This is a genomic window from Chryseobacterium sp. GTID13 (assembly GCF_056172655.1).
This window is the reverse complement of record NZ_JAOCMB010000006.1, coordinates 380579-397972: the sequence shown is the minus strand read 5'-3', so window position 1 is coordinate 397972 and position 17394 is coordinate 380579. Positions and strand designations below refer to the sequence as shown.

The 17394-nt window shown below is 38.8% G+C and carries 10 protein-coding genes, 1 tRNA gene and 2 pseudogenes; all 13 read left to right on the top strand.

Going from position 1 to position 17394, the window contains the following annotated elements:
• Nucleotides 1-131: 131 nt before the first annotated feature.
• A pseudogene (locus N4G44_RS18040) lies at nt 132-3229 on the top strand (efflux RND transporter permease subunit).
• Between the two features lie 490 nt (nt 3230-3719).
• Entirely contained in the window at nt 3720-4925 is a 1206-nt protein-coding gene (tuf, locus tag N4G44_RS18035; RefSeq protein WP_040997418.1) for an elongation factor Tu, read from the top strand.
• Nucleotides 4926-4979: 54 nt separating this feature from the next.
• Nucleotides 4980-5050 (top strand) — tRNA-Trp (locus N4G44_RS18030).
• Nucleotides 5051-5062: 12 nt separating this feature from the next.
• Complete coding sequence (secE, locus tag N4G44_RS18025) at nt 5063-5269, top strand: preprotein translocase subunit SecE (protein ID WP_034702507.1); 207 nt, start codon at nt 5063-5065, stop codon at nt 5267-5269.
• 18 nt (nt 5270-5287) lie between these two features.
• Nucleotides 5288-5830, top strand: a complete 543-nt coding sequence (gene nusG / locus N4G44_RS18020; protein ID WP_040997417.1) for a transcription termination/antitermination protein NusG — start codon at nt 5288-5290, stop codon at nt 5828-5830.
• Between the two features lie 332 nt (nt 5831-6162).
• A pseudogene (gene rplK / locus N4G44_RS18015) lies at nt 6163-6608 on the top strand (50S ribosomal protein L11).
• An 11-nt stretch (nt 6609-6619) separates the two neighbouring features.
• Nucleotides 6620-7312 carry a 50S ribosomal protein L1 gene (gene rplA / locus N4G44_RS18010; protein ID WP_040997412.1) on the top strand — a complete coding sequence of 231 codons (693 nt, stop codon included), beginning with the start codon at nt 6620-6622 and terminating at the stop codon, nt 7310-7312.
• Nucleotides 7313-7329: 17 nt separating this feature from the next.
• Complete coding sequence (gene rplJ / locus N4G44_RS18005) at nt 7330-7926, top strand: 50S ribosomal protein L10 (protein WP_040997410.1); 597 nt, start codon at nt 7330-7332, stop codon at nt 7924-7926.
• A gap of 46 nt (nt 7927-7972) precedes the next feature.
• Nucleotides 7973-8341, top strand: a complete 369-nt coding sequence (gene rplL / locus N4G44_RS18000; protein ID WP_027375534.1) for a 50S ribosomal protein L7/L12 — start codon at nt 7973-7975, stop codon at nt 8339-8341.
• Between the two features lie 275 nt (nt 8342-8616).
• Nucleotides 8617-8994: a hypothetical protein gene (locus N4G44_RS17995; RefSeq protein WP_474928649.1), complete on the top strand. Its 378-nt coding sequence runs from the start codon at nt 8617-8619 to the stop codon at nt 8992-8994.
• A 285-nt stretch (nt 8995-9279) separates the two neighbouring features.
• Nucleotides 9280-10221, top strand: a complete 942-nt coding sequence (locus tag N4G44_RS17990) for a hypothetical protein (RefSeq protein WP_474928648.1) — start codon at nt 9280-9282, stop codon at nt 10219-10221.
• 275 nt (nt 10222-10496) lie between these two features.
• A complete protein-coding gene (locus N4G44_RS17985) occupies nt 10497-13097 on the top strand; it encodes a T9SS type A sorting domain-containing protein (protein ID WP_474928647.1) in 2601 nt (866 codons plus the stop codon).
• 463 nt (nt 13098-13560) lie between these two features.
• Complete coding sequence (gene rpoB, locus N4G44_RS17980; protein WP_474928646.1) at nt 13561-17382, top strand: DNA-directed RNA polymerase subunit beta; 3822 nt, start codon at nt 13561-13563, stop codon at nt 17380-17382.
• The last annotated feature ends 12 nt before the right edge of the window (nt 17383-17394 follow it).

Here is a 17394-nt window from a genome sequence, read left to right as displayed (position 1 = left end):
GGTGGCTTTATAATTCATAAACCCTTAAATCTTCTTAATGGTTTGGAAAACTATTTAAAATTTAAATGTTCAAAATAAATTTTATAAAAATTTCTTTCAACGGCTTTTTTAGGTCATCAATTTAACCGATCATGAATAAATTCATTAAAAATATAATTGCTTTCTCGTTAAAAAATAAAGCATTTACCTTTATCTGGGTAGCGATTTTGGCCATTGCCGGCTTTATAAGCTTCAAAAATATGCCCATTGAAGCTTTTCCCGATGTGACCAATACCCAGATCGTTATTATAACCCAATGGAATGGACGGAGCGCAGAAGAAGTGGAACGTTTTGTGACTACGCCCATCGAATTGGCCATGAGCCCGGTCCAGAAGAAAACCAGTGTGAGAAGCACCACCATGTTTGGTCTCTCTATTGTTAAAATTCTTTTCGACGACGGGGTGGATGATACTTTTGCCAGAAATCAGGTCAATAACCAATTAAGAACCGTAAGCCTTCCTGATGAGGTGGATCCGGAAGTTCAGCCACCCTACGGGCCTACCGGGGAGATTTTCAGATATACCCTGGAAAGTAAAACAAAAGATTCAAGAGAATTGCTCACTCTTCAGAACTGGGTGATCGATCGTGCGTTGAGAGGAGTTCCGGGAGTGGCGGATATTAATGTTTTTGGCGGGCAGGACAAAGTTTTCGAATTGAGCATTGATCCGAGAGCCCTGGACAAATACAACCTTACACCGCTTCAGGTATATGATGCCGTTACCAAAAGCAATTTAAATGTAGGTGGCGATGTGATTGAAAAAAATGGCCAGGCCTATGTAGTCCGTGGAATAGGATTGGTGAAATCCATAAACGATATCGGAAACATTACGATTCAGAACGACAGCGGAAATCCGGTGCTGGTAAAAAATGTGGCGGATGTTCACGAAAGTTCCATGCCAAGGGTAGGGCAGGCAGGTCTCAATAATCATGAAGATACTGTGGAAGGAATTGTTGTGATGAGAAAAGGGAGAACCCGAGAGAAGTTCTGGTAGGCGTAAAAGCAAAGATTAAAGAGCTGAACGAAAAAATCCTTCCAAAAGATGTGAAAATGGTTACCTTCTACGACCGCGATAACCTGATGGATTTCACAACCCACACTGTAATGCACAACCTTATTGAAGGAATCATCCTGGTTACCGTGATCGTCCTGATCTTTATGGCAGACTGGAGAACAACTCTGATCGTTTCCATCATTATTCCACTTTCCCTGTTGTTTGCCTTTTTATGCTTAAAACTGGCAGGAATGAGTGCCAACCTGCTTTCATTGGGAGCGGTGGATTTCGGGATCATTATTGACGGAGCCGTCGTCATGGTGGAAGGGCTCTTTGTGATGCTCGATCATAAAGCACTCAAATACGGAACAGAAAAATTCAACAAGCTGGCCAAAGGAGGCTGGATCAGGCAGACCGGAACAGGTTTGGGAAAAGCGATCTTCTTTTCAAAGTTAATCATCATCACCTCCCTGATTCCTATCTTCTCGTTTCAGAAAGTAGAAGGGAAAATGTTTTCACCTTTAGCTTTCACTTTAGGATTTGCGCTGATAGGTGCCCTGATATTCACATTAACTCTGGTTCCTGTTCTTTCCCATATTTTATTAAACAAGAATGTAAAAGAAAAAAACAACCCGTTTGTGAATTTCTGGGACAGGATCGTACTGAAAGGATTCAACTATACTTTTAAACATAAAAGAATGAGTTTAGTGGTTGCTATTTCCTTCATGGTCGTTACCTTATTTTCAGGAAAATTCCTGGGAACGGAATTCCTGCCGCAGCTGAACGAAGGTTCCCTTTGGATCACTGCAGAAATGCCGATGAGCTCATCCCTGAAGGAATCCCTGAAAACAGCAGATCTTCTGAAGAAAGACATTATGAGCTTTCCAGAAGTGACCGATGTTCTTGCCCAGACAGGGCGAAGCAATGACGGAACAGACCCGAACGGTTTCGGATTTGTACAGTTTGCCGTAAATCTTAAGCCCAAGGAGGAATGGAAGCGCAGTATCAGCTATGAAGAGCTCATTGAAGAGATTGATAAAAAACTTAGAAGTTACCAGGGGATTACCTTCAATTATTCCCAGCCGATTTCGGATAATGTAGCGGAAGCCGTAGCCGGCTTCAAAGCGGAAAACGGAATCAAGATCTATGGAGATAACCTTGAAACACTGGATAAACTGGCTGATGAGGTTTTAAAACAAATCAAAGATGTAGACGGGGTAAAAGATCCGGGAATCATTAAAAATATCGGTCAGCCGGAAGTAAGTGTAGTTCTGGACAGGGATAAAATGGCAGCTTACGGAGTGATGCCCGATGATGCACAGTCTGTGCTGGAAATGGCCTTCGGAGGTAAAACCGCTTCAGAAATGTTTGATGGCGAGAGGAAATTCCCGATCCGCCTCAGATATTCCCAGGAATACAGGAAAGACGAAAATGATATCGCTTCCCTGATGGTTCCTACCCAGGACGGAACAAAAATTCCTCTGAAGGAGATCAGCAGTATTGTGAAAGATAACGGGGCAGCCTTTATTTACAGAGATGATATTAAAAGGTATATCGGCGTTAAATTCTCCATTCGCGACCGGGATTTGGGAAGCACCATTGCTGATGCACAGAAAAAAGTAGCCAATATTGAGCTTCCGGACGGTTACTCTATCGGTTGGACAGGCCAGTTTGAAAACCAGCAGAGAGCCTCACACAGGCTGGCGCAGGTAGTACCGATCAGTATTCTGGGGATTTTCTTCTTACTGTTCATCCTTTTTGGAAACATGAAAGATTCATTGCTTGTATTGGCAAACGTACCTTTTGCACTGATCGGAGGAATTATTGCCCTGCATCTTACAAGGATGAATTTCGGAATCTCGGCAGGGGTGGGGATGATCGCCTTACTCGGAATCTGTATTCAGAACGGGGTAATCCTTATTACGGAATTCCACCAGAATGTCAAGAACGGATTCAGTTTAGATGATGCCATACTCAATGGAGTGAAATCAAGAACGCGTCCGGTGATTATGACAGCTTTAATGGCCTCAATAGGATTAATGCCTGCTGCATTATCTACAGGAATCGGCTCCGAATCCCAAAAGCCTTTGGCGATTGTAATTATCGGAGGATTGATTACAGCAACTGTATTGACGCTGCTTATTTTCCCGATTATCTTCTGGATCTTCAACAGGACCAGGAAGTCCCAGCAGATTTAATATTTCTTCTATTCTATATTTTTATAAGTGAGGCGCGGCAAACGTAGTTTGCCGCGCTTCCTGCATCTAAATAATGTGTTTTCTTAAAGTCTAGTCCTAAACTTCCTTATATTATCTTCGGATATTATCTTCAAAATATCTCTGCAAAGGAGATCAAAAGGAACTTTATTATACGGGTTTTATAATATATACGGGAAAACAGCGGTTGCGGTTTTGTCTAATGGAATTTAAGGCAAATGAAATATTTTTCCATCCTATACCATTCATAATTAGCCAGATACTTTATGCTGCATCATAAAAACGTTAATATTCATTTTTTTCAATCCGGAAATTTGTGTAAATTTGCAGTCTCAATACATCGAAATATAAGGTTTGTGCTTCTTTGATTGAATATTGAAACTTTTTTAAATAAAAAGGTTTTGGTATTTAAAAAATCATTATATTTGCACACCGAAAAATTGAAAAATAATAAAATAAATAATTTTAAATCATGGCAAAGGAAACGTTTAATCGTAACAAACCACACTTGAACATTGGTACTATTGGTCACGTTGACCATGGTAAAACTACACTTACAGCTGCTATTTCTGCTGTATTAGCTAGCAAAGGTCTTGCTGAGAAAAAAGACTTCTCTGCGATTGACTCTGCTCCAGAAGAAAAAGAAAGAGGTATTACTATCAATACTGCTCACATTGAATACGAAACTGTAAAAAGACACTATGCTCACGTTGACTGTCCAGGTCACGCCGACTATGTTAAGAACATGGTAACTGGTGCTGCTCAGATGGATGGAGCTATCGTAGTATGTGCTGCAACTGACGGTCCAATGCCTCAGACAAGAGAACATATCCTACTTTGCCGTCAGGTAAACGTACCTAAGATCGTTGTTTTCATGAACAAAGTTGACATGGTGGATGATCCAGAATTGTTAGAGCTTGTTGAAATGGAACTTAGAGATCTGTTAGCTACTTATGATTTCGACGGAGATAACTCTCCAGTAATTCAAGGTTCTGCTCTTGGTGCACTTACTGCTGCTACTGAAGGTAACTCTGAAGATAAGTGGTTCAAAACTGTTGAAGCTCTAATGGATGCAGTTGATGAGTGGATCGACGAGCCGGTAAGAGATACTGATAAGCCATTCTTGATGCCTATCGAAGACGTATTCTCTATTACAGGTAGAGGTACTGTTGCTACAGGTAGAATCGAAGCTGGTATTATCAACACTGGTGACCCAGTTGATATCGTAGGTATGGGTGATGAAAAATTAACTTCTACTATTACAGGAGTTGAGATGTTCAGAAAAATCCTAGACAGAGGTGAAGCTGGTGATAACGTAGGTCTATTGTTGAGAGGTATTGAAAAAACTGACATCAAGAGAGGTATGGTTATCGCTAAGAAAGACTCTGTGAAGCCACACAAAAAATTCAAAGCTTCTGTTTATATCCTTTCTAAAGAAGAAGGTGGACGTCACACTCCATTCCACAACAAGTACCGTCCTCAGTTCTACGTAAGAACTACTGACGTTACAGGTGAGATCTTCTTACCAGAAGGTGTAGAAATGGTAATGCCTGGTGATAACTTGGAAATTACTGTAGAATTGCTACAACCAATCGCTCTTAACGAGGGTCTTAGATTCGCGATCAGAGAAGGAGGTAGAACAGTAGGTTCTGGTCAGGTTACTGAAATCCTAGACTAATCATCTTAAAATAAATAAAGCTTCCGGAAGGAAACTCTCGGAAGCTTTTTATCTACGGGCATCGTCCAATGGTAGGATACCGGTCTCCAAAACCGTTGATCAGGGTTCGAATCCTTGTGCCCGTGCAAATATTAATTATGAGTTCATTTGTCGATTTTTTAAAAGGTTCTTATAACGAATTCAGACATAAAGTTGAATGGCCAAAGTGGGCTGATCTTCAGTCTTCTACTATTGTAGTAACTATTGCTACAGTGATTTTGGCATTATTTACCTTTGGAGTTGATGAATTGTTTTCAAAAGCAATCAGCAACATAATAGGAATGCTAATTAACGTGTTCAACTAATAAAAGTGTTTTCCCATAATGAGCGAATTGAAATGGTATGTGCTGAAAGCAATCAGCGGACAGGAAAATAAAGTGAAAAACTACATTGAGACGGAAATCAAACGTTTAGGGTTTGAGCAGTACGTTACTCAGGTGGTTATTCCTATGGAAAAGGTTATTCAGATCAGAAACGGAAAAAAAGTTCCTAAAGAGAAGCCTTACTATCCTGGATACTTAATGATAGAAGCTGATCTGATGGGAGAGATTCCTCACGTGATTAAAAATATTCCGGGAGTAATATCTTTCTTAAGTTTAACCAAAGGAGGTGATCCTGTTCCAATGAGAAAATCTGAAGTAAACAGAATGTTGGGAAGAATGGATGAACTTTCAGAATTTGCAACAGATGTTGAGATCCCATACATTGTAGGTGAAAATGTTAAAGTAATTGACGGACCTTTCAATGGATTCAACGGAACAGTTGAGAAGATTCTTGAAGACAAAAAGAAAATTGAAGTTTCTGTACTGATCTTCGGTAGAAAAACTCCAATGGAGCTTAGCTATATGCAAGTAGAAAAAGTATAATCATTACTTTTAAAATATAAAGACTGCTGAAAAGCGGTCTTTTTTTATGTCCAAATTATAATACTGTGCCCAGCCTTCAACACAGAAGCTACAAATGGTTGTATAATATCTTTGAATTATCAGGCTGCAAGAACAAATCCTGGTGCTTCACATAACTGCAGTTAAAAAAATATTCTGAATTCTTTCTAAAAATCAGTGCATTCCATTTGCTATTTCAAAAATATTTTATAATTTTGCAGTCCGAAAAGTAGATTTACTGTATGTGAGTCGGTAATCTGCTGAATAATAAATGCTTCCAAACTCATTAATTATTCAAACTAAAAAAATTAAAAATGGCTAAGAAAGTCTTTAAAATGGTAAAGCTTCAGGTGAAAGGTGGCGCAGCTAACCCTTCTCCACCGGTAGGTCCAGCATTGGGTTCCGCAGGTGTGAACATCATGGAGTTTTGTAAGCAATTTAACGGGAGAACCCAAGATAAGCCAGGGCAAGTTTTACCTGTAGTAATTACAGTATACGAAGACAAATCTTTTGAATTCGTTATCAAAACTCCACCTGCAGCAATTCAGTTGATGGATGCGGCTAAAATCAAAGGGGTTCCGGAGAACCAAACAGAAACAAAGTAGGTTCTGTATCTTGGGATCAGGTGAAGAAAATCGCTGAGGATAAAATGACTGACCTTAACTGCTTTACAATGGATTCTGCAGTTTCTATGGTTGCAGGTACTGCTAGATCTATGGGATTAAGAGTAACAGGAACTAAACCAACTTTTAACGCTTAAAACTATTAGAAATGGCAAAATTGACTAAAAAGCAAAAGGAAGCTTTAAGCAAAGTAGAAAAAGGAAGAATCTATAACCTTGAAGAAGGTTCTGCTCTTGTAAAAGAAGTAAACACTACAAAATTTGATGCTTCTGTAGATATCGCTGTAAGATTGGGTGTAGATCCAAGAAAAGCAAACCAGATGGTAAGAGGGGTAGTATCTCTTCCTCACGGTACTGGTAAAGATGTTAAAGTTTTAGCATTGGTTACACCAGATAAAGAAGCTGAAGCAAAAGAAGCTGGAGCTGATTATGTAGGTCTTGACGAATATTTACAAAAAATAAAAGAAGGCTGGACAGATGTTGACGTTATCGTTACTATGCCGGCTGTTATGGGTAAATTAGGTCCATTAGGTAGAGTATTAGGTCCAAGAGGTCTTATGCCAAACCCTAAATCAGGTACTGTAACTATGGAAATTGGTAAAGCGGTAACTGAAGTGAAAGCAGGTAAAATTGATTTCAAAGTTGACAAATACGGTATTATCCACGCTGGTATTGGTAAAGTATCTTTCGATGCTGCTAAAATCAAGGAAAATGCTCAGGAATTGATCCAGACTTTGATCAAAATGAAGCCTACTGCTGCTAAAGGGACTTATGTAAAAAGCATTTACTTGTCTTCTACAATGAGCCCGGGTATTGCAATTGATACTAAATCTGTTAACTAATAATAATCCTTAAGACAATGACAAAAGACCAAAAAGTTGTAGCAATACAAGAGATCAAAGATTTGCTTCAGGATGCTAAAGTAGTTTATGTAGCAGATCTAGAAGGTTTGAACGCTGCTAAATCATCTGATTTCAGAAGACAAGCTTTCAAACAAAATATCAAAGTGAAAGTAGTAAAAAATACACTTTTACAAAAAGCAATGGAGCAGATTGAAGGAGTAGATTACTCTGAAATGTTTGATACTTTCAAAGGTAACTCTGCTTTAATGGTTGCTGAAACAGCTAACGCTCCAGCAAAATTAATCAAAGACTTCAGAAAGAAAGATGAGAAGCCTGCTTTGAAATCTGCTTTCGTACAGGAAACTTTCTATGTTGGTGACAACAACCTTGATGCCCTAGTAAGCATTAAGTCTAGAGAAGAAATGATCGGTGAAATCATCGGATTACTTCAGTCTCCAATTCAAAGAGTTGTTTCTGCTCTTCAAAACAAACCTGAAACAGTAGAAGCTAAAGCTGAAGAAGCTGCTGCACCTGCTGTAGAAGAAACTCCTGCTGAAGCGGCTCCTGAAGCTCCTGCAGCAGAAAGCACTGACGAAACGCCAGCTGCTGAATAATTACACTCAAAAAATTAAATAAATAATCAACAAAAACATTACAACAATGTCAGATTTAAAAAATTTAGCTGAAACGCTAGTAAACTTAACAGTAAAAGACGTAAATGAATTAGCTACTATCCTTAAGGATGAGTACGGAATTGAGCCAGCTGCTGCTGCTGTAGTAGTTGCTGCAGGTGGTGCAGGTGAAGCTGCTGAAGAAAAAACTGAATTCGACGTAATTCTTAAGTCTGCAGGTGCTTCTAAATTGGCTATCGTTAAATTAGTAAAAGATTTAACTGGTGCTGGTCTTAAAGAAGCTAAAGATATCGTAGACGGTGCTCCTGCTCCAATCAAGCAAGGTGTATCTAAAGACGAAGCTGAAGCTCTTAAGAAGCAATTAGAAGAAGCTGGTGCTGAAGTAGAATTGAAATAATTCAATTTACCCATAAATAAGAAGCCCGGACAGCAATGTCCGGGCTTTTTTTGTTTTTATCAGTTTTAAAAATCATCAATAATTCATAAATGTATTTAAATATGTTTGATTTTAATAATTTAATATTTAATTATCATTGATGATTATTTAAATTTTAATCCTTTAATGTATTTATTATTCATAGAATTCTTTATTTTTTATAAAAATTTAATATAAAAATTTGTTTTGATTGTAAAATTGCTATATTTGTACTCGAAAAAACACACATAGATAATTTGAAAAGAAGTTACTTTTTCTTCTATGGCTATGCTATAGCATGTTGTATCAATATGTTGCTCGCATGGCAGATAGAAAATTCCAGCAATACGTATTTAACAGTAAAGAGCTCTGCTGTTTCATCGTGGTGCTTTTATTCCTCAGGCTTTAATTGCAAAGCTGACAATTCCAGAAAGTATTCAGAAAAAGATAGAACTCCTGTTTTCAGTAAGGCAACTATAAAGATGAGCAGGCTTTATGTAGGGGTCAGATGGCAGAAATCACTTTGTGATATTGCTGCACAGCCGGGTATATCCGGACCGCATTACAGTAAAGATTCGAAAAAATTGAAGGTTTTAGCAGTATCACCGAATTTCCGGATAAGCTATCTTAATTGAATAAACTGCCGTTCGCTGGCGGGAAAAATATTTCCATTCTTAAAAGAATGATTCCATAAAATAAAACACACAAAAAAAACATATTAACAAAGATGAAAAACAGATTATTTATGATGGCACTACCTTTATAAAATTCAGCATAAGCCCAAATAGGAATCAGTACATGTTTGAAGATCAATATCTTCATACAATTCCCCCTTTGCCTGAAAGGAAAACGGCTCCTCTTCTAAATAAAAACACACACAAAAAATAAAAACACACAAAAAAAGACAAATATCACTAAAAATGAAAAACAGATTATTTACGATTGCAGCTATGTCCATATGTTTTGGCATAAACGCACAAGTTGGAATAAATACTAATCAGGGGCAGGCAACTCTTGATGTAGTAGGATTTCCGACTGATACCAGTAAGGCTGACGGTATTATTGCTCCAAGGCTTTCATTAAGCCAGCTAGCCGCTAAAACGTATGCTGCAGCTCAAACAGGAGCCTTAGTATATGTTAATTCAATTAATGCCACTCCTTCAGGTGTTACGATTAATGTAACAACTCCGGGGTATTATTATTTCGATGGATCTCTATGGCAAAAACAAACAGGCACAGAATGGCAGATTAAAGGTAATGCGGCAGGGGAAATTTCTACTACAACAGAAGTTTTAGGTGCTGCGCCGGCTTCTGCTAATTATCTGGGGCCTAAAGGAGCGGCTGATCTGGTAATGATAAGCGCTAATAAGGTGCATGCCGTTCTTGATGCTACAGGAGGATTGTCAGGAGGAGGTGAAACCACTTCAAGTCTTTCCTGGGGAAGTTCAAATGTTATTAACAATACTTCAAATAATATCGCTCTTGGTAAAGGGAATACAGCTACTACTTCAGCTGTCAATTTCCCGGCTGTTGCTATTGGTTCCAATAACAGTGCAGTAGGAGGAGGTAAGGTTTTTGGTAATAATAATTCAACTTTATCAAATGCCAATTTCGCTTTTGGTGCTTTTAATACCACAGGTAATTCAATTGCTGTAGCAGTAGGGCATACAAATAATGCTACGAATGGAGGATTTGCCTTTGGAGCTAATAACGTTGTTACCTTAAATAATTTTGCTTTCGGAAGCAATAATACAGTTGGGGGACGTCAGGTTCTATTGCGATCGGGATTAGCGGGACGTCACAGGCCAATCAATCAACTTATGCCAATACCAGTCATGTTTTTTCCGGACAGGGAGCTGTAGGTACGGCTATTTCAGATGTAGGAATTAATGTAACTCCTAATTTGACAAACTTTGCAGATTTAGAAGTAAGCAAGGCTGTTCAAATAAAAGCTACAGGCCCGAGACCAACATGTGATGCATCCAATGCGGGAACAATAATATATGAGGTAACTACCACTGCGGGGATAACAACGGGTAATTTTGTTGGCTGCAGGCAGACCGGTAATGCTGTGTTTGGATGGCAGACATTATAATAAGGCACAAACTTTTAACGAAAATAAAACAAAAACAAAAAAATGGCAAAAAAATTATTCGAGAAACTGGCAGTCATGCTGATGATATTTATGATGTCATCGGCGGTATTTGCTCAGAAAGGTTATGAACCTATCCGAGGGATGGGCGTAGAGGCTAAGCCTGTGAACAATTCAGGTATTTGTCTGGCATGTTATAACGGAAGTATGAATCCGGTAATCGATGCGAATCTGGATAATAGTGTAAGCATGGGTAACTTTGCCTCATTGGTAAGCGGAAACGGTATTTCTGTGAAAAATACAAATACCACTTATCCTGCTGGTTATATTACAGGATTTAATGTTGATTTGGGAACCAGCTTTATTACAGTAGATCTGTTAAGCTCATTAAGAATCAGCACGTATAAAGACGGAGTGCTTCAGGAATCTACTACAAGCAGTACTTTATTGTCAGTTCCTGCATTCGGAGGAAGCAAAAACAGGATCTTCCTTCATTTTAAAACAACAAAGGAATTTAACGAAGTAAGATTATACCAAACCAATGTACTGTCTATATTCAGTGCAATGAATGTATATTATGCTTTTGCGTTCGATCCAACTAAAGTTCCTGTGGACAACAATGGAATCTGTGATGACATCATTGCGGGAAGCGGTGTGGATGGAAACGTTTCAGGAAGCAGCAGCTTTATTGCTCCACTTTCTTTTGTTCAAAACAGAGAGAGAATAGGAGATGGAGATAAGAATTCTTACGGATCTATCGTATTGCCGGCCGGACTTCTTGGATCTTATTCAGTGGGAGTTTTAGATAAAAACCAGGTGTATCCTGCAGGAAACAGAGCCGGTTTTGTAATCTCTCCTGACGATGAAGGAAAACTTTTAAGTGCAGAATTCTTAAAAAATATTACAGTAGAAACCTATTTATATGGCCAGCTTCAGGATTCTAAAACGTTATCTGATGGTGGTGGTTTAATTAATATCAAAGTTTTAGGCTTTGGTTCCGGAAAACAAAAAGTGTCTGTTAATACAACGAAGCCTTTTAACGAAGTGCGTTTAAAAGTGACTCAGACTTTAGGAGTTAACATCGGATCTTTAAAAGTATATTATGCATTTGAAGAACCTGCTTCTTGCGACTGTAATGATAAAATTCAGACAAGCGGATCTGCAATTCCCGGAAATATAGTATCAGGTTCCAGCTGGACTTCAGGTCCTGGACTTTTTGGTCTTATCTTGGCAAAAATGGTTAATCCAGGAAATATTGTAGATACCAATACTTCTAACTATGCTACAGCAACTATTCCTGCTGCTTCGCTTTTAAGTATTTTCTCAGCATATACAACAGTAAGTACAAACAGTTTGCTTCCTGCTAACACTTATGCGGGTTTTACATTAGAGAAAGCTGCAAACTTAATTGGAGTAAATGTTCTTCAGAACATTACAGTAACCCTTTACAATGGTAATACTCAAACAGATACTTTCACAAGTACTGGAAGTCTAATCAGCGGAAACTTCTTCACTACGGATTCTAATAAATTTTACGTAGGAGGTAAGGCAACTAAACCTTTTAACCGTATTAAAGTTACTTTCTACAGTGGTACGGGAATAGGTTTTCCTCAAAACTACTATATCTATAATGCATTTGCCAGCAGAGACGATGATAATGATGGAGTGCCAAACTGCTTCGATCAATGTCCTAACGGTAATGACAGTATTGATAATAACGGTAACGGTATCCCTGATTGTGCAGAAGGATGTACAGCAGTAAATGACAAATCTCCTACTATCGATACAGATGGTGACGGAATTATGGATGCATGTGACCTTGATTCTGATAACGATGGTATTCCAGATGCTTTAGAAGATCTTGATAACAATGGTAAATTTGAAGATGATGATTTAGAAGGGGTATTTGGTCCTGTTCAGGTATTAGGTGACGGAATTTCCAGCTATTTGGATCTGGATTCCGATAACGATGGTATTTTGGATTTATTTGAATCTGGTATTCCAACATCAGTAATCAACCAGATAGACACAGACCATAACGGTGTTATTGATGCTGGTGTAGCTGTAGGAACTAATGGTATTGCAGATATTTTGGAAACTTCTCCGGATTCTGGAGTATTAAAATATCCTCTTAAAAATACGGATGGAGATGACAAGCCGGACTTCGTTGACTTAAATTCAAACGGAACTGATTATGACCTGTGGGCTATCGGTAAAGATAATCTGGATGACTTTGGAGTAGGATTTATTTCCAGAATCAATGATGCTGATAAAGACGGTATCCAGGCTGTAGTAGATACAGATCTTGTAAAGAGAGGAGCGCCTAATTCTCCGCTTTCGCCTTATGCTGCATTCGCTAAAAACGGATTGACATCTGCTGCAAAAGGAATTACTGGTTCTGATGTTACTTCAGCTGCAAGCGATATCAATGTATATCCTAACCCGGTAAAATCTGGCGAAAACTTAAATGTTAAGTCTAAAGAGGAGGGAACTTACACACTATTCTCAGCTCAGGGGCAGCTTGTTAAGTCAGGTAAATTCTCAGGGAATGCCGAAATTAGCACAGCTTCACTACCTGCAGGTATTTATATTGTGAAGATAGAAACCAAATCAACAATGAAATCTTACAAGATCATTGTAAAATAATTTCAAAACTCTATATAACTACAGGCCGTCCCTAGGGACGGCCTTTTTTATTTAAATAACTTTTAACGGTCTCAAAATGAATAAGTTTTATTTGTCTATATGATAGAAATTTTGTACCTTTGTCCCTCTTTTGGCGCGAATAATTGTTTGTAAATCTATAAAATATTGAAAATCAGCTCTTTCATGAAAAATAATGAAAGGGGTTTCTTGTATATAGATACTGCGGCGAATTCTGCCTCAAAAGTAAATAAAAATATTTTGCATTACGCTGTGAAAAGATATACCAGCGTTGCAGTTAGAAGTTAGATCAAAGACTTTTTAGAATAAAGAACAAAGAATAAAGACCGATAATTGCGCCAAAATTTTCCCACATATTCTTTTCTCTTTCATCTTTTCTCTTTTTGTCTTCTTCTGATATTTTTGAATAAATCAAAATATTTTTTAACCCTTTCTTAAAAGTTTTATGAGTAAAACAACAGCAACAACAAGGGGGAATCAGAGAATTAACTTCTCATCAGCTAAAGGAAAAATCATCACTCCTGACTTTCTGGACATCCAGCTTGAGTCATTCAGAGATTTTTTCCAGCTTGATACCCTTCCAGAAGACAGAACAGACGAAGGTTTATACAGAACCTTCCAGGAAAACTTCCCAATTACCGATTCCAGAAATCAGTTCGTATTGGAATTTCTTGATTATCTGGTAGATTCTCCACGTTATTCAATTGACGAGTGTGTGGAAAGAGGATTAACGTATTCCGTGCCTCTTAAAGCAAGACTTAAATTGTATTGTACAGACCCTGAGCACGAGGATTTCCAGACTGTGGTTCAGGATGTATACTTAGGCCCGGTTCCTTACATGACGCCTAGCGGATCTTTCATCATCAATGGTGCAGAGAGAGTTATCGTTACGCAGCTTCACCGTTCACCTGGTGTATTCTTCGGACAGACTTACCACGCAAACGGAACCAAACTGTACTATTCAAGAATTATTCCTTTCAAAGGATCTTGGATGGAATTTACAACCGATATCAACAGCGTAATGTACGCTTATATCGACCGTAAGAAAAAGTTACCATTAACTACCCTTTTAAGAGCTATCGGTTACGAATCTGATAAAGATATCCTTCAGATCTTCGACCTTGCTGAAGAAGTGAAAGTTTCTAAAGCTGCCCTTAAAAAAGTAGAAGGAAGAACATTGGCTGCGAGAGTATTGAACACTTGGTTCGAGGATTTCGTAGATGAAGATACAGGAGAAGTAGTTTCTATCGAAAGAAACGAAATCATCCTGGATAGAGAAACCATTCTTGAAAAAGAACATTTAGATCTGATTCTTGATGCTGGTGTGAAATCGATCCTGATCCACAAAGAAAACAGCAATGAATTCTCTATCATCCAGAATACATTACAGAAAGACCCTACAAACTCTGAAAAAGAAGCTGTAGAGTACATCTACCGTCAGTTAAGAAATGCAGATCCGCCAGATGAGGAAACGGCAAGAGGAATCATTGAAAAATTATTCTTCTCTGAGCAAAGATATTCTCTTGGTGAAGTAGGACGTTACAGACTAAACAAAAAGCTAGGTCTTAATATCCCGACTACTACTGAAGTTCTTACAAAAGAAGATATCATTGCTATCGTAAGACACCTTATTGAATTGGTAAACTCTAAAGCAGAGGTTGATGATATCGACCACTTATCTAACAGAAGAATCAAAACTGTTGGAGAGCAGTTAGCAGGACAGTTTGGAGTAGGTCTTTCAAGAATTGCAAGAACGATCAAGGAAAGAATGAACGTTAGAGATAACGAAATCTTTACTCCGCTTGATCTTGTTAATGCTAAAACTTTAACATCGGTAATCAACTCGTTCTTCGGTACCAACCAGCTTTCTCAGTTCATGGACCAGACCAACCCGCTTTCAGAAATCACGCACAAGCGTAGACTTTCTGCACTAGGGCCTGGAGGTTTATCAAGAGAAAGAGCAGGTTTCGAGGTTCGTGACGTTCACCATACCCACTACGGAAGAATCTGTCCGATTGAAACTCCGGAAGGACCAAACATCGGTTTGATTTCCTCTTTAGGTATTTATGCTAAGATCAATAACCTTGGTTTCATCGAAACTCCATACAGAAAAGTAGAAGAAGGTAAGATCGATTTATCGGCTGATCCAATTTACTTAAATGCAGAAGATGAAGAAGACAAAGTAATTGCTCAGGCTAACGTAGAACTGAACGATAACGGAGAATTCTTGACAGACAGGATTATTGCAAGATTGGATGGTGACTATCCGGTAGTTGAGCCTTCTCAGGTTAACCTTATCGACGTGGCACCAAACCAGATTTCCGGTATCTCCGCTTCATTGATTCCATTCCTGGAGCATGATGATGCGAACCGTGCATTGATGGGATCCAACATGATGCGTCAGGCCGTTCCTCTATTGAAGCCACAAGCTCCGATCGTGGGTACAGGTCTGGAACAGCAGGTTGCTAAAGATTCAAGAATCCTTATCAATGCTGAAGGTACAGGTATCGTAGAATATGTAGATGCTGATAAGATCACTATCAAATACGAAAGAAGCGAAGACGAAGACTTGGTACAGTTTGAGTCCGCTACGAAAACATACAACCTTACCAAGTTCAGAAAAACCAACCAGAGTACTACCATTACCCTGAGACCAAACGTAAGAGTAGGTGAAACGGTACAGAAAGGACAGGTACTTTGCGACGGTTATGCAACTGAAAACGGAGAACTTGCTCTTGGTAGAAACTTAGTGGTTGCGTTCATGCCTTGGAAAGGATATAACTTCGAGGATGCGATCGTAATCAACGAGAAAGTGGTTCGTGAAGACTGGTTTACTTCAATCCACGTAGACGAATATTCTCTTGAGGTTCGTGATACCAAATTAGGTATGGAAGAGCTTACAGCAGATATTCCTAACGTTTCTGAAGAAGCTACCAAAGATCTTGACGAGAACGGTATGATCAGAATCGGTGCTGAAGTGAAGCCTGGAGACATTATGATCGGTAAGATCACTCCAAAAGGTGAATCTGATCCGACTCCTGAAGAAAAACTTCTTAGAGCCATCTTCGGTGATAAAGCCGGTGATGTAAAAGATGCTTCATTAAAAGCAGACTCTTCACTAAGAGGCGTTGTGATCAACAAAAAATTGTTCTCAAGAAACATTAAAGATAAAAAGAAGAGAACTGAAGAAAAACTTAAGCTTGAAGAAATTGAAAACACTTACAAGGCTAAGTTTGATGAGTTGAGAAATACTTTAATTGAAAAATTAAATACACTGGTAGGCGGTAAGACTTCTCAGGGAGTTACCAACGACCTTGATGAGGAAATCATCGGAAAAGGTGTGAAATTCACTCATAAATTACTGACTTCAGTTGAAGATTACGTTAACGTAAGCGGTGCAGACTGGACTGTAGATAATGATAAGAATGAATTGGTTAAACAATTGATTCACAACTATAAAATCAAGTACAACGATATCCAGGGAGTTAAAAACCGTGAGAAATTTGCTATTTCAATCGGAGATGAGCTTCCGGCAGGTATCATGAAGTTGGCTAAAGTTTATATCGCTAAAAAACGTAAGCTGAATGTAGGGGATAAAATGGCAGGACGTCACGGTAACAAAGGTATCGTTTCAAGAATCGTTCGTGAAGAAGATATGCCATTCCTTGAAGACGGAACACCGGTAGATATCGTATTGAATCCACTTGGGGTACCTTCCCGTATGAACATCGGACAGATTTATGAAACAGTTCTTGGATGGGCTGGTCAGAAATTGGGTATGAAGTTCGCTACACCGATCTTCGATGGAGCAACTCTTGATCAGATCACTGAATACACAGAGAAAGCAGGTCTTCCTAAATTCGGTAACACCCACCTTTATGATGGAGGTACCGGGGAAAGATTTACACAGCCGGCTACAGTTGGGGTAATCTACATGCTGAAACTGGGACACATGGTTGATGATAAGATGCACGCACGTTCTATCGGACCTTACTCATTGATTACTCAGCAGCCGTTAGGAGGTAAAGCTCAGTTCGGTGGTCAGAGATTCGGAGAGATGGAGGTTTGGGCTCTTGAAGCATTCGGAGCTTCCAACATCCTGAGAGAGATCCTTACAGTGAAGTCGGATGACGTGATTGGTAGAGCGAAAACTTATGAAGCAATTGCAAAAGGTGAATCTATGCCTGAACCAGGTATTCCGGAATCATTCAATGTATTACTTCACGAGCTACAGGGTCTTGGATTAGACGTAAGACTAGAGGAATAATTTTAAATTTTA